We start from the raw sequence: 13,008 nt of genomic DNA, 5'->3' as shown, positions 1-13,008 counted from the left end.
GAGCTACCGGCCGGCTACCGGCGTGGCGGTGGTGGCGGTGGCATCCCGCCGTCGGTCCGGCCGGGTGGTGGTGCCGGGGTGGGCGACGGCGGATGGCCCGTTCTGCTCGGGGGTGGCCCATCGCGGCGCGGCGGTGGGGGCCCCGACGGCTGGGTGGCTGTCCCGCGGCGCGGTGGCGGTGGTCCGCCGACGCTGCCGGGGTCGGCGCCCGGCCCGGCTCCGGAGCCGGCCGGAGGTGAGCCGCCGGGGACACCCGGCGCGCCGGGTGGGCCACCCACCGCTCCGAGGCCCGCCGGGGCGTTCGGGGCCAGCGCCGACAGCGCCGACCACGCCTTGTGCGCGCGCTCGATCTCCTTGCTCCAGGTGACGCGGCCGAGCTCGGCCAGCCGGTCGGGCAGGATCTGCGCGACGCTCGCGGTCTTGCCCGGGTCGATCACCATGACCAGCGTGCCGCGGATCGTGTCCACCGGGGCGCCGGGCTCGGGCCGGTCGGTGAGGATCACGAACCCGGTGGAGCCCGGGAAGTCGGTGAACCGGACCGTCGGATCACGGTGCCCGGTGGGCCGCTGCGTGATCGGCACCTCAGCCCCGGTCCCGGCCACGAGGGCCTGGGCCTCGGCGAACGGGTTCCGCGGGCGGTGCACCCAGTGGCGCGCCGTCCCGGCCGTGAAGCCGGTCGGCCTGCCGCTGGCGCCGAGGCCGCGGAACTCCTCCGGCCCGAGGATCCTGGTGGCACCGTCCCGACGCTCCGGCCCGCGTGCGGTCAGCGTGATCGGCGCGGCGACGTAGCGCGCGAACGGGCTCAGGTCGAACCGGCCGGCGATGCGCCTGGTCACGACCAGTGCCGTGTACGCGAACAGGAGGGCCGCGAGCACGAGGACGGCGACGAGCCAGTTCCGGGTGGCCGCGTCAACCGGGCGCACCATCGTGGCGGTGACCGGCACCTCGAGCGTGATCGGGTCGCCGGGGTCCACGCCGCGCAGCTCGACCGGCAGGAGCCCGTCGACCCGGCCGTCTGCCTGGTCGGCCGTGGTGAGGGTCACGGGCACGTCGAGGGTGGCCCCGGCCTCCAGGTCGATGCACTCCTCGCCCGCGACGAGCGACGCGGACCCCGCCCGCTCGGGCACGGTCACTGTGCCGTTGCCGAAACAGACCTGGGTCGGACCGCGGTCGGCACCGGTCAGGGTCAGGACCGCCTCGGCTGAGGTGGCACCGTCGAGCCTGCCCAGATCCAGTCGCGCCGGGCTGAGGGTCGGGAACGACGGCGGGTACGCCGTGTCGAGTGCGCGTTCGACGGCGACCGGCCCCAACGCGATCGCGTTCGGGGTGGTCTGGGCCGTGGCCCGGGCGGCCACGACGAGCGATGAGACGGCGGCATCGGCCGGCACCGTGACCTCGGCGGCCCATCCGTCGGCGACCTGCGAGAACGTTGTCGCCACGCCGTCGACACTGGCCTGCAGGTCCACGGAGCCGTACACGTCGGGGGCGACCGCCTGGCCCGCGGCGTCGCGGGCGCTGATCCGCACGTCACTGGGCTCGCCGATCACGATGCCCTCCGGGGCCTCGACCGTGAGGGTCACGCCCCAGAAGTAGTACAGGTCCACGACCGTGACGGTGCTCGGGTCGGTGACCAGGGTCCAGGTGCCGACGCCCGCCGCCGCGTCCGTGATGGCGACGTCGACCGTGCTCAGCGTCCCGCCCTTGAGCAGGCTCACCGTCGCGCCCGGCGCCTCGGTGACGGGTGCGTCGAGGGTCACGACGGTGCCGTCCGGCGCCGCCAGCTGGAGCGCGGGAGCACCGGCGGCGGACTCGACCACGAGCCGGAACCCGCCCACACCGGGGTCCACCGGCACCGGCAGCCGACCGTCGACGCAGTCGGGTCCGGGGCACTCCTGCGACTGCGCGGGCGTGCCACCCTCGAGGAGCGCGCCCATCTGCGCGAACAGCCGGTTCAGCAGGCTCGCGTCGTCGGCCGTCATGAACGCGCCGTTGGTCACGTTCGCCGGCACCGGGTTGGTGCCGCAGACCTCGGACCCGGCGCTGCCCTCGGCGAGGGCCTGGAAACGGTCCCGGTCGATCTGGTCGACGGCACCCTGGCCCTGCGCGGTCATCAGGCCCATCGCGACGACCGCGACGCCGTCGGCTCGTACCCCATCGATGATCCCGCCCGGTGCGCAGATCTGTTCGCGAGCCGCGTCGGTGGCCGGCCGATCACCCCGGCCGTCCACATCGAGGCGGCCGTCGGTGAGCCACAGCATCATCTTGCAGGTGGCCCCACCGACCTCGGCACTGCGCGCGGCGAGCGACGACTGGGCTCCCGAGAGTGCCTCGCGATAGTCCGTGAGGTTCGCGCCGTCCCGCTCCGGAAGCTGGTCCTGGGCGGCCGTGCGCAGCTGTGCGACGTGGGCGCCACCGGGCTCGAGGCTGCCCCAGCCGACGAGTTCGGTGTACTCGCTGCCGAAGACAGCCAGGTTCGCCTCGACCGCCAGTTCCGTATCACCGCCGAGACGTTCGAGCGAGTCCAGTGCCGTGAGCACAGCACCGACCCGCTGGTCCTCGGGGTCGGTCCACTGCAGGCTCTGCGACTCGTCCACGACGATCGACACCAGGAGCGTGCCGGCCTGTGCGGTACAGGCGGCGATGTCCGAGAAGCTCTCCGAGCCGGTGGCGCTGAGATCCCCCGCGGCGTCGGCGTGCGCGGCCGTGCCCGCGGCCAGCCCGAGCGCGACGGCCAGCACGGTCAGCACAGTCACGATGCCGGCGCGGCGCCCGCGCCTCACCACTTGGCGACCTCCGTCGCGAGCAGGTACGCGCAGGCGATCCCGGCGAGCACGCCGACGACCATCGTGACCGTGACGATACGATCCAGGCCAGGGCTGGGACGGAAGACCTTGCTCCGCCGCGCCGCCCGGATGCTCCGGTACACGGCGGCGAAGACGACCGCGGTCACGGTGCCGAGCAGGTACCCGATCAGGCACAACCACCAGGTGGCCTCGGTGAGGTTCAGGGCGACTACGGCGATCGCACCGAGCACGGCGAGGACCTCGAGCGCGACGGGCCAGCGGGCCGCCCGTACCGAGAGTCCTGTCGTCGTCACGTGCCCTCCCGTTCGGGTCTGCGCTGATGCACCGGCTGCCCGACCCGCGCTCCCGTGGGTCCTGCCTGAACTTCGGTCATCGTAACTTCGGCTCCTGACATACCGGACCCAGATTCGCCTGAGACGCAGCGCACAGGCTCACTCGCCCGATCGAGGTGGATCCGCCTCGCCCCCGTGACAACATGGGTGCCGCCATGCCAGTCCCCGCTTCGACCGCGGCGCCACCGCCCCCGCCGCCGCGCCGCCCGGTCCCCCACGGTCCCCACGGTCCCATCGAGCGCCCGCGTCGGCGACCCGGCCGGCTGCGCGTGACCGTCACCGCGGCCTTCGTCCTCGTCCTCGCGGCGGCGCTGTTCCTGCTCTGGCGACCGGCGCCCGAGGCGACGTCCGCGCCGGCCGCGCCCACGCCGTCGGCAATCACACCAGCGGCACCCGCGACCGAGGTGACCACCGGCCCGGGCGAAGGCGCGGAAACGACGGCGCAGGCACCGCTACCAGGGACCGCGCTCGCCGCCGTGGAACTGCTCCTGGTCACGGCGAACGACGCGTCCGAGGGCTACGACCGGGACGCGTTCGGATACCGGTCGGTGGACCTGGACCGCAACGGCTGCGACGTCCGCAACGACGTGCTGCGCCGTGACCTGGTGGACGTGACGATCCGTCCGGGGACGAACGGTTGCGTGGTCGAGACCGGCACCCTGCAGGACCCGTACACAGGCGTGGTCATGTCGTTCCAGCGCGGTTCGGACACCTCTGGCCAGGTGCAGATCGACCACGTCGTCGCGTTGGCGAACGCGTGGGTCACCGGCGCGCAGGACTGGGACTTGGCCACGTTCGAACGGTTCGGGAACGACCCGCTGAACCTGCTTGCGGTCGACGGCCCGGCGAACCAGGGCAAGGGCGCCGACGACGCCGCCGAGTGGCTGCCACCGAACACAGGGTTCCGGTGCGAGTACGTGGCGATCCAGGTGGCCGTGAAGCTCGCCTACGAACTGGCCGTGACCGCGGCCGAGCAGGACGCGATGCTCGACGTGCTCACCACCTGCCCGGCGCAGCCGTTGCCGACGGCGGCGGGTACGGCCACGCCCTAGCTCCGTTCGGCGCTTGCCTGCCGGCTCAGATGTAGGCCTCGCCGGCAACATCCCGGGCCCAGTCCGCGCAGTTCTTCTCCTTGGCCTGGTCGCCAATCACACCCATGTTGAACAGGTCGTAGTCGAAGGACTTGCCGATCTCACCCAACAGGAGATTGCGTTTGATCTCCTTGGCCGCCTCATCCAGCCTGACCGTTCGTCTGAGGTCGGGACCCGTCCGACTCGCCCGGTAGTTCGGGTCCCAGGAACCGTCATGCCTGCTGACGACGCTCTTCATCTTCTCGGTCCCGGGCAGGAAGGACCAGATCTGCTTGCCGATGTTGGACATCGTGTCCCGCGTCGCGAGATCAGGAGTCGTCAGGTGTGCCGCAAGATGCGCTCCCCCACCGGCGACCCCGTCGAACCACTCGAGGCAGACCTCTCGGTGCCAGAAGGGGGACGATCCGGTCAGGTACACGGTGAGCGCGCCGCCGTCACCGGTGGTCCTGGCGTCATCGCTCAGACGGATGCTGGGGTCGAACGAACTCACGATCGCCCCGGACTCGCTCTGCGCGCAGCGTTGAACGACCTGACTTGGGTCCAGCCCGCCTTTCAGCAGACCGGTCACCGACCGGTTGCCGACCAGGCGCTGCAACCGAACGAGGGAGTCGGTGGTCAGCGGCCGCGTGAGGAGGGGCAGATCGGCCCCACGGGCGGACGCCGCCCGCCGGTCCGATCGAGCATCCGCCCAGACTCTGGCCCTTGGCATCGGCCGTCCCCTCGGTTGCGCACAGACCAACGCGATGGGTCCACCGCGCCGCCGAGCTTCGCTCGGCTCCGTCGACCATGCCTGATGGACATCGTCGGCGTCAGGGGCGCAGGTGCCGGCGAAGAGGACGGCGACGGTACCCGTTCGGGCACCCGGGGCGCCGTCGGGACCACGGTCCTCAACGTTGAGCGCCGAGGACCCGGCGCATCCGGAAGTTCGTCATCCGCACTCCCCCGCGCACCGGGAACTGCTGGGCCTCCACAGTGAACTGGTGCTTGGCGAAGAACGGCTTCGCGGTCAGGCTCGCGTGCACGGTCAGTTCGGTCAGTCCACGCCCGACGGCGGTGCTCACCACATGGTCGAGCAGCGCGGTCGCGATGCCTCGGCGCGCGTGGGTCGAGTCGACGAACATCATGTCGATGTAGCCGTCCTCGCCGAGGTCGGTGAAGCCGGCGACGGCGTCGTCCACGACGGCCACGACCGTCCCCGCGCCCGCGCGACGAGCCGCCCAGCGTTCGGTGTCGACCTCCTCAGGCGCCCAGACCGCGATCTGCTCGGGCGTGTAGTCGCGGCTGGCCGTCTCACGGATCGCCCGCTGGAACACGCCGAGCGTGGCCGCGGCATCATCGTCGGTGTAGGCGCGTAGTTCCACGCCCGCCACAGTAGACGTTGTGGTGTGATTGCGACGCGCCGGGTGCCTCGGAGTCACACCGTTGGCGCGGAGGTGCGCAGCGCGGAGTCGGTGCGGGCTGCGGGACCTCGACGCTGCGAGCCGTCCGTTAGTTCGCCGGCCGCAGTTCCGGCTGCAGGCTCGCCGCGTGTGCCTCGAGGAGTTCGTCCGTCATCGCCCGGATCTGGGTCAGGGTGCACTGCGCGCTGGTCAGCGGGTCGAGTGCGACCGCGTGGTGCACGTGTTCGACGTCGCCGGTCAGCGCGGCCTTCACTGCGAGGGTCTGGGTGTTGATGTTGGTGCGGTTCAGGGCGGCGAGCTGGGGCGGTAGCTCGCCCTGCGCCGTCGGCTGCACGCCGCCCGCATCCACGAGGCAGGGCACCTCCACGCACGCGTCGGCGGGCAGGTTCGCGATCAGGGCGCCGGCGTTGGGCACATTCCCGTAGACCACGCTCGGCACGCCGGTGACCATCGAGTTCACGATGGACGCGCCGTACTCGACCGACGGCGCCAGGTCATCCTTGAGCCTGGCCAACTGTTCGTCGATGTCGCCGGGCTCGTCGTGGGCGGCGCAGATCTCGTAGTAGTCCCAGCGCTGCGGGATGTAGGAGAGCACCAGGTCCGGATTCTTCCGGAAGTAGGGCAGGTACTCGGAGGCGTGGTGGCTCGACTCGGTCTGGAAGTAGCCGAAGGAGTCCATGATCGTCGTCCGCACCTGCTCGTTGCCACCCTCGTAGGTGCTCGCCTCCTCGGCGGCGCCGGAGTGGTCGCCGTCGTCGACGGCCAGGCCCTCGGCGGCCCGGCCGGGCAGGTGCTTGGCCAGCATGGTCTCGCGCAGCCGGGGGTAGAGGTCCTCGGCACCGCGTCGGTACTCCAGGATCCAGGCCTGGTGGTTGATCCCGGCGCACCGGTAGGTGACCTCCTCGTACGGGACGCCGAGGGTGCGGGCGAGCATCCGGGTGGTGCCCTGCACGCTGTGGCACAGCCCGACGGTGCGCAGACCCTGCGCGTTCAGGTACGCCGTCGCCATCGCCATCGGGTTCGCGTAGTTGATGAACTGCGCGTCCGGGCAGAGTTCTCGGGCATCGGCAGCGATCGCGGCATAGGCCGGGACCGAGCGCAGGAACCGGAACACGCCGCCGGGGCCGACGGTGTCCCCCACGGTCTGGTCGACCCCGTACCGGCGTGGGATCTCGACGTCGTGCCGATACGCCTCCACCCCGCCCACCTGGAACGTGATGATCACGAAGTCGGCGCCGTCGAGCGCCTCGCGCCGGTCGGTCGTGCGCGCGACGTCCACGTCGAAGCCGTGGTGGGCGACCAGATCGCGGGCGGCGCCGGCCACTCGGTCGAGCCGGTCCGCGTCGATGTCCATCAGGCACAGCCGGGCACCGCGCAGGGCCGGGAAGCTGAGCAGGTCCCCGATGAGCCGGAACGGGAACACGAAGCCCCCGGCGCCGATGATGGTGATCCTGGGGGTCGCCGTCGAAGTCGTCATGATCATCACCGTAGGCCCGAGCCATCCGGCAGTACCTCCGCCAAAGGTGGCAGTCCTTCCGGGATCCTTCGCTAACCTGCTCGGATGGAGAACTCCGCCGTCGAGACGATGCAGCCCGGCATCTGGACCCATCTGGGGCCCGCCCCGGTGATGGCACGCCCGCACCGCCACGACGACGTGGAACTGAACCTCGTGGTGTCCGGGCGGCTCGACTACCTCTTCGGCGGCGCCCCGGTCAGCGTGAGCGCCGGGCAGATCGCCCTGTTCTGGGCCGCGACGCCGCACCACCTGACCCCCGCGGGTACCGAGACGCTCGGCGGCTGGGTCCATCTGCCGCTAGGTACCGCGCTCGGCTGGTCGCTGCCGGCCCAGGACCTCGCCACGCTGCTGCGCCCACGTCCAGTGATCGTGGACGCCGCAACGGTCTCCGGCGACGCCGGTGCACGCTTCGCCTCCTGGCACGCGGAGCTGCTCGAGGCGGACGCCGCCATCGCGCTGCTCGAGGTGCAGGCCCTGGTGCGCCGCCTGCTGCGTGCCGGGCGCGCCGCACCGGAAGCCCCCGACGGCGGCGCTCACCCTGGGCGGGCGCGTGCCGCCGTCGAGATGGCGCGGTTCATCGCCGCGCACTTCCGTGAGCCGATCGCGCCCGCCGACGTCGCGCGCGCCGCGCACCTGAACCCGACCTACGCGATGACACTGTTCCGGCGGTCCGTGGGCACCACCATCGGCACCTACCTGAGCCGGTGCCGGGTCGCCGAGGCGCAGCGGTTGCTGATCAGCACCACTATGACGACGGCGGACGTCGCCCACGCATCCGGTTTCAGTTCGCAGAGCGCGTTCTACGAACAGTTCACCCGCCTCTGCGGGCGCGCGCCGGGCGGCTACCGGCAGGCGGTCCGGGCCGGGGCACCCGGATAGGCCCGGCACGGGTATCAAAATTCCGTGGACCGCCTCCTCCACGAGCACGTACAACTGACTGTCCCCAATCTCTCAAGGACGACCGGCGATCGGGGGATCACCGCACGGACCGGAAGGGTTCCCCGATGCACGACGCAGGCTCCCTCGGCACGATCCTCGGTGTCTGGGCACACCCGGACGACGAGGTGTTCCTGTCCGCCGGCCTGATGGCGGCGGCCCGGGATGCGGGTCAGCGGGTCGTGGTGGTCACCGCGACACTCGGGGAGCGCGGCACCACGGACTCCACCCGCTGGCCGCCCGAACGGCTCGGCCGGCTCCGTGGACTCGAGCTGGCCGCCTCACTCGCCGCGATCGGGGTGACCGAGCACAGGCACCTGGGTCACCCCGACGGCAGCCTGGCTCGCCAGCACCAGCTGCAGGCGATCGATGAGCTCGCCGGGATCGTCGAGCAGGTGCAACCGGACACCATCGTCACGTTCGGGCCGGACGGCCTCACCGGGCACGAGGACCATCAGACCGTTTCCGCGTGGGCAAGCACGGCGCGCGCGGCGTCGGCCCCGCGGGCCCGGCTCCTGTTCGCGACCACCACGGAATCGTTCGTGCGCCGCTGGGCGCACGTGCATGACCGGCTCGACGTGTTCCTTGCCGACGGGCTGCCGCTGCGCACTCCCGACGCAGACGTCGCGCTGGCCCTGAACCTCAGCGGCGCGGACGCCGACCGCAAGCTCGTCGCCCTGCGGGCACACGCCTCCCAGACGGCCGGCATGCTCGCCACGATCGGCGAGGACACGTTGCGCGAATGGTGGTCGGTCGAGACGTTCCTGGACGCCGACCGCACCCCGCTCCCCCAGCGCCGTGGCGCGGATGCGGGCGCTGCCGCAGGTCCGGCCTGGGGCACCTGGCAACTCGTCGGCTGAACCGCTTCCCCGAGCCACACTGGACGAGTGCTTCGGTAGCATCCCGAGACATGCTGCGCGACGCCCGCGATTCCCTGACCGAAGCCGAGCAGCTGCGGATCGACGCTGTCCTGACCGGTGCCGAAGGCACCGACGAGAGGATCATCGGCGTCTACGGCCAGGGCTCCCGCTTCACGGACCTCTCCGTCGGTGCATACCTCGACCTCGTGCTCGTCTGGGACGCCGCACTTCCGACCGAACCGCTGCTGACCGACGCCACGCGGCACGTCGTCGACCCGGAGCACCACCTGGAGGTCCGGCGTGACGCCCCGGACGACATCGACATCGATCTCGTGCACACCACCCTGGGTCGGCTTGAGCGGACGGTCGCCCGGGTCGAGTCCGGGGCGGGCTGGAACGCCTCGGAGTGGCCCGATCCGCTCTACACGGTCGCCGGACTCGCACAGTCCACCCTGCTCCACGACCCATCGGGAACCGTCGCGGACCTACGTCGCCGTGTCCGGGTGCCGACCGTCACGTTCCGCAGCGCGGTCGACACGACGTTCCGCAGCGCCGCGCCCGCCTTCCTCGCGGAGCTCGAGAACGCGGACCGGAACGGCCATCACTGGCTCTCGCACAAGCTTCAGACCGACCTCATGCGGCTCGCCTACATTCAGATCTTCGCGCGTTCGGGCCACTACGCACCCTTCCCGAAGCACCTGCCCGCCTGGTTCCGACGCCTCGAGATCGACCGGGAGGTTCGGGATGCGGAGCGAGCCGTCTGGGAGAGCGGCGAACGACTGACCGCCATGACAAGACTCGTCGAGCTCCTCAGCGCCCCGTGACGGCGGTTGTGCCGCGCGCCTTGGTCGCGGCGCGCCGGTATGAGACTCTCCACTGTGATGAACACAATCGCCTCCATTGTGTGCTCGCGTGACTGATCCGGTCGACATCCAGGACGTCGACGTGCGGATCGTCGCGGCGCTGCTCGCGCATCCGCGCGCTCGCGTGGGCGCCCTCGCCGAGGCCGCGGGCACCAGCGCGCCCACCGTCTCCCGACGCCTGGCGTCCCTGCTCGGACCGGTGGTACGGGTGGTCGGCGTCATCGATCAGCAACGGGCGGACGCCGGGTTCGCGGTGTTCCTGCGGCTGCGTTGCGTACCTGGCGCGAGCGCCGACGTGGCCCGCGCCGTCTCCGAGTGGCCCGAGTCCGGCTACGTCTCCGTGATCGGTGGCGAGCTCGACTGCGCGGCGCAGTTGCATGTGCGCTCGACCCGGCACCTGCTCGAGATCACCAGCGACCGGCTCAGGGGCGTCCGGGGCGTGATCGGGAGTTCGACGTCGAAGATCATCCGCCGGTTCTCCACTCCGCACGGCTGGACCGGCGCGGTGCTGCCCGAGCGCTCGATCGCGGCCCTTCGTTCGGGGCGACTGGATCACTGGTCGGAGGACCGCCCTCGGGAGAACTATCGGATGGACGAGCTCGACCACGCCGTGGCTGCCGAGCTCGCCGAGCACGGCCGCCGCAGCTGGCGCGAGGTGGCGAGCCCGCTCGGGATCCAGCCGGCGACGGCGCGGCGGCGCGCCGAGGCGATGATGACGGCGGGGCTGCTCCGGTTGCGCACCGTGGTCCAGCCCGAGGTGCTCGGTCAGCCGGTGGTCGCGTTCATCTGGCTGCGGGTGGCGCCATCGCGGCTGGAGTCGGTGGGGCGTGCCGTGGCCGCGCACCCGAACGTGCTCAACATCGCGGCGACCACCGGTCACACGAACCTGTGCGGTGAGGTCGCCCTCGCTTCGGACGAGGCCCTCTACCGCTTCATCACCGAGGACGTCGGTCAGTTCCCAGGCGTGGCGGCGGTTGACGTCTCCGACGGCCTCGACGTGATCAAACGGGCCTCGCACGTGTTCGAGCCGGTCTAGCCGCAACCGACCGGAACCGGGCCCGCCGACGCCACCCTCCGGCGACGATTTCGTTCACACAAGCCAGTCCCAACGACTTGTTCGCTCATCTGGCTGTCGATTCATGCCTCTCCGCGTCCACGTGGGTATGTTCTCGCGAAACCCACGCACCGAACGGAGACCCAGTGACGCCCACCCGGATTCGCGGCGGTCTCGTCATCGACGGCACCGGTGCGCCGGCCCGCCCCGCCGACGTCCACCTCCGCGGCGGCCGCATCACGGCGATCGAAGAAGCGCCCGCCGATCGCGGCGACGCAAGTCCCGGCGACGCAGGTCGCGCCGACAGGTCCGGAGTCGGCCAGCGGACCATCGATGCCACCGGCCTCGTGGTCTGCCCGGGCTTCATCGACATGCATGCGCACGCCGACCTCGCCCTGATCCGCGAACCCGACCGGCTCAGCGCCGTCAGCCAGGGCGTCACCACCGAGGTCATCGGCCAGGACGGTCTCTCCTACGCCCCGATCACCCCGGCGGCAGCCGCGGACCTGCACGGACGGATCCGCGGCTGGAACGGGGACCTGCCCGACGGCGGCATCGCCTGGGCCAGCGTCCCGGAGTTCCTGGAGCGGGTCAGCGGCGCCGCCGTGAACGTCGCCTACCTGGCCCCGCACGGGACGCTGCGGCTGCTCGTCATGGGCACCGAACGGCGTCCCACGACGCCCACCGAGCTGGACCGGATGGCCGGGCTGCTCGCCGACGCCCTGGCGGGTGGCGCCGTCGGGATGTCCACGGGCCTCACCTATGTGCCGGCCATGTTCGCCGACGACGCCGAGCTGACGCGGTTGTGCGAGGTCCTCGCCGCGCATGGGGGCTACTACGCGCCGCACCATCGGAGCTACGGCGCCGGCGCGATCGAGGCCTATGCCGAGTGCCTGGACCTCGGCCGGCGCACCGGGGTCGCCGTGCACCTGACCCACGCGCACCTGAGCTACGCCGTGAACCGGGGCCGCGCCCCCGAGCTCCTCGCCCTGGTCGACGCCGCTCTCGCCGACGGCGTGGACGTCACGCTCGACTCCTACCCCTACATCGTCGGCTCCAGCTACCTGCACTCCGCGCTCCCCAGCTTCCTCCAGCAGGGCAGCGTGGACGAGATCGTCGAGCTCCTGGCCCGGCCGGACGTGCGCGACGACCTCGCCGAGCGCCTCGAGCGTCGCGGCACCACCGGGTCCCACCGGGTGCCCGTGGACTGGTCCCGGGTGGTCATCGGATCTGCCACCGACACCTCGCTGCCGGGACTCTCCATCGCCGAACTCGCGCAGCGGCGCGGCGCCCGAGCGATCGACGCGTACTGCGACGTGCTGATCTCCGAGCGCCTCGGCGCCATGTGCCTGGTCCACGAGGGTGACGAGGCCAACCTGCGCGCGGTCCTGTCCCACCCGCGCCAGTGCGCCGGCAGCGACGGCCTGCTCGCCGGGCAGCGGCCCCACCCGCGGGCGTTCGGAACCTTCGCGCGATACCTCGGCGAGTACTCCCGGGGCCTCGCCCTGGTGCCGCTGGAGCTGATGATCCACAAGATGACGGCACTGCCGGCGGGGCGGATCGGGCTCGCCGACCGCGGCGTGCTGGCCGTGGGCGCGGCGGCCGACGTCGTCTGCTTCGACCCGGCCACCGTGGCCGACCGCGCCACCTTCGACCAGCCCCGCCTGACCGCCGTCGGGATCCACCACGTCCTCGTCAACGGCGAGCCGGTCCTGACCGATACCGAACCCACCGGCGCCCGCCCCGGCCGCGCCGTCACGAACCGAGAGGCCGCCTGAACATGGGCAACCACGAGCCGACGACGATCACCAAGCGGACCCTCACCGAGGGTCTGCCGCAACCGGCCGGGCCGTACAGCCACGTCGCCACCATCGGCGATCTCGTCATCACCGCCGGCTTCGGCCCGCAGGACCCGGTCACCGGCGAGATCCCCGAGAGCGTCGCCGCCCAGACCGACGCCGTGCTGAGGAACGTCGCCACCGCGCTCGGAGCCGTGGGCGCCGACCTCGACGACGTGCTGAAGGCGACCGTGCACCTGGCCGACGTGCACCGCGACTTCGCCGAGTTCAACGCCGCCTACGCCGCCCACTTCGAGGCGCCCTACCCGGTGCGCACCACCGTCGGCAGCGTCCTGCCCGGCATCCTCGTGGAG

Annotated in this window: 12 protein-coding genes; 7 read left to right on the top strand and 5 right to left on the bottom strand. The window is 71.9% G+C overall.

Features of this window, described 5'->3' with window-relative positions:
• Nucleotides 1-14: 14 nt before the first annotated feature.
• Complete coding sequence (locus HALOF300_RS25500) at nt 15-2,783, bottom strand: hypothetical protein (RefSeq protein WP_156743696.1); 2,769 nt, start codon at nt 2,781-2,783, stop codon at nt 15-17.
• Nucleotides 2,777-3,097 (bottom strand): hypothetical protein, encoded by a 321-nt coding sequence (locus tag HALOF300_RS25495; RefSeq protein WP_156743695.1) that lies wholly within the window; start codon nt 3,095-3,097, stop codon nt 2,777-2,779. Before HALOF300_RS25495 ends, HALOF300_RS25500 begins: the two co-directional genes overlap by 7 nt.
• Before the next feature lie 308 nt (nt 3,098-3,405).
• Between HALOF300_RS25495 and HALOF300_RS25490 the strand changes: the two genes are divergently transcribed.
• Nucleotides 3,406-4,188 (top strand): GmrSD restriction endonuclease domain-containing protein, encoded by a 783-nt coding sequence (locus tag HALOF300_RS25490; RefSeq protein WP_231955775.1) that lies wholly within the window; start codon nt 3,406-3,408, stop codon nt 4,186-4,188.
• 25 nt (nt 4,189-4,213) lie between these two features.
• Here the strand turns inward: HALOF300_RS25490 and HALOF300_RS25485 are convergent, their stop codons facing one another.
• The 3 genes from HALOF300_RS25485 to melA form a co-directional block, all read right to left on the bottom strand.
• The gene (locus HALOF300_RS25485; RefSeq protein WP_156743694.1) at nt 4,214-4,936 is read right to left on the bottom strand and encodes a hypothetical protein; all 723 of its coding nucleotides are present in this window, start codon (nt 4,934-4,936) and stop codon (nt 4,214-4,216) included.
• A gap of 178 nt (nt 4,937-5,114) precedes the next feature.
• A complete protein-coding gene (locus HALOF300_RS25480; protein ID WP_197522842.1) occupies nt 5,115-5,588 on the bottom strand; it encodes a GNAT family N-acetyltransferase in 474 nt (157 codons plus the stop codon).
• A gap of 127 nt (nt 5,589-5,715) precedes the next feature.
• Nucleotides 5,716-7,104 carry an alpha-galactosidase gene (melA, locus tag HALOF300_RS25475; protein WP_156743692.1) on the bottom strand — a complete coding sequence of 463 codons (1,389 nt, stop codon included), beginning with the start codon at nt 7,102-7,104 and terminating at the stop codon, nt 5,716-5,718.
• Between the two features lie 84 nt (nt 7,105-7,188).
• Here melA and HALOF300_RS25470 point away from each other — a divergent pair, with 84 nt between their 5' ends.
• From HALOF300_RS25470 to HALOF300_RS25445, 6 genes are all read left to right on the top strand, one after another.
• Nucleotides 7,189-8,022 (top strand): helix-turn-helix domain-containing protein, encoded by an 834-nt coding sequence (locus HALOF300_RS25470; RefSeq protein ID WP_156743691.1) that lies wholly within the window; start codon nt 7,189-7,191, stop codon nt 8,020-8,022.
• A 125-nt stretch (nt 8,023-8,147) separates the two neighbouring features.
• On the top strand, nt 8,148-8,939 hold the full coding sequence (locus HALOF300_RS25465; protein WP_156743690.1) for a PIG-L deacetylase family protein: 792 nt from the start codon (nt 8,148-8,150) through the stop codon (nt 8,937-8,939).
• Nucleotides 8,940-8,989: 50 nt separating this feature from the next.
• Nucleotides 8,990-9,763 (top strand): hypothetical protein, encoded by a 774-nt coding sequence (locus tag HALOF300_RS25460; protein ID WP_156743689.1) that lies wholly within the window; start codon nt 8,990-8,992, stop codon nt 9,761-9,763.
• 88 nt (nt 9,764-9,851) lie between these two features.
• Entirely contained in the window at nt 9,852-10,838 is a 987-nt protein-coding gene (locus HALOF300_RS25455; protein ID WP_197522841.1) for an Lrp/AsnC family transcriptional regulator, read from the top strand.
• Between the two features lie 164 nt (nt 10,839-11,002).
• Entirely contained in the window at nt 11,003-12,634 is a 1,632-nt protein-coding gene (locus tag HALOF300_RS25450) for an N-acyl-D-amino-acid deacylase family protein (RefSeq protein WP_269455333.1), read from the top strand.
• Between the two features lie 2 nt (nt 12,635-12,636).
• The coding region (locus HALOF300_RS25445; RefSeq protein WP_156743687.1) for a RidA family protein at nt 12,637-13,008 on the top strand (372 nt) is incomplete at its 3' end.

It is taken from the genome of Occultella aeris (assembly GCF_902703175.1).
Lineage (GTDB): Bacteria > Actinomycetota > Actinomycetes > Actinomycetales > Beutenbergiaceae > Occultella > Occultella aeris.
The sequence above is the reverse complement of the archived record's forward strand: the minus strand, read 5'-3'. Positions and strand labels throughout refer to the sequence as shown.

What these genes read in the sequence shown, in the direction of transcription:
- HALOF300_RS25485 (WP_156743694.1), bottom strand. Translation starts at nt 4,936, where the DNA reads ATGCCAAGGGCCAGAGTCTGGGCGGATGCTCGATCGGACCGGCGGGCG.
- melA (WP_156743692.1), bottom strand. Translation starts at nt 7,104, where the DNA reads ATGACGACTTCGACGGCGACCCCCAGGATCACCATCATCGGCGCCGGG.
- HALOF300_RS25470 (WP_156743691.1), top strand. Translation starts at nt 7,189, where the DNA reads ATGGAGAACTCCGCCGTCGAGACGATGCAGCCCGGCATCTGGACCCAT.
- HALOF300_RS25465 (WP_156743690.1), top strand. Translation starts at nt 8,148, where the DNA reads ATGCACGACGCAGGCTCCCTCGGCACGATCCTCGGTGTCTGGGCACAC.
- HALOF300_RS25460 (WP_156743689.1), top strand. Translation starts at nt 8,990, where the DNA reads ATGCTGCGCGACGCCCGCGATTCCCTGACCGAAGCCGAGCAGCTGCGG.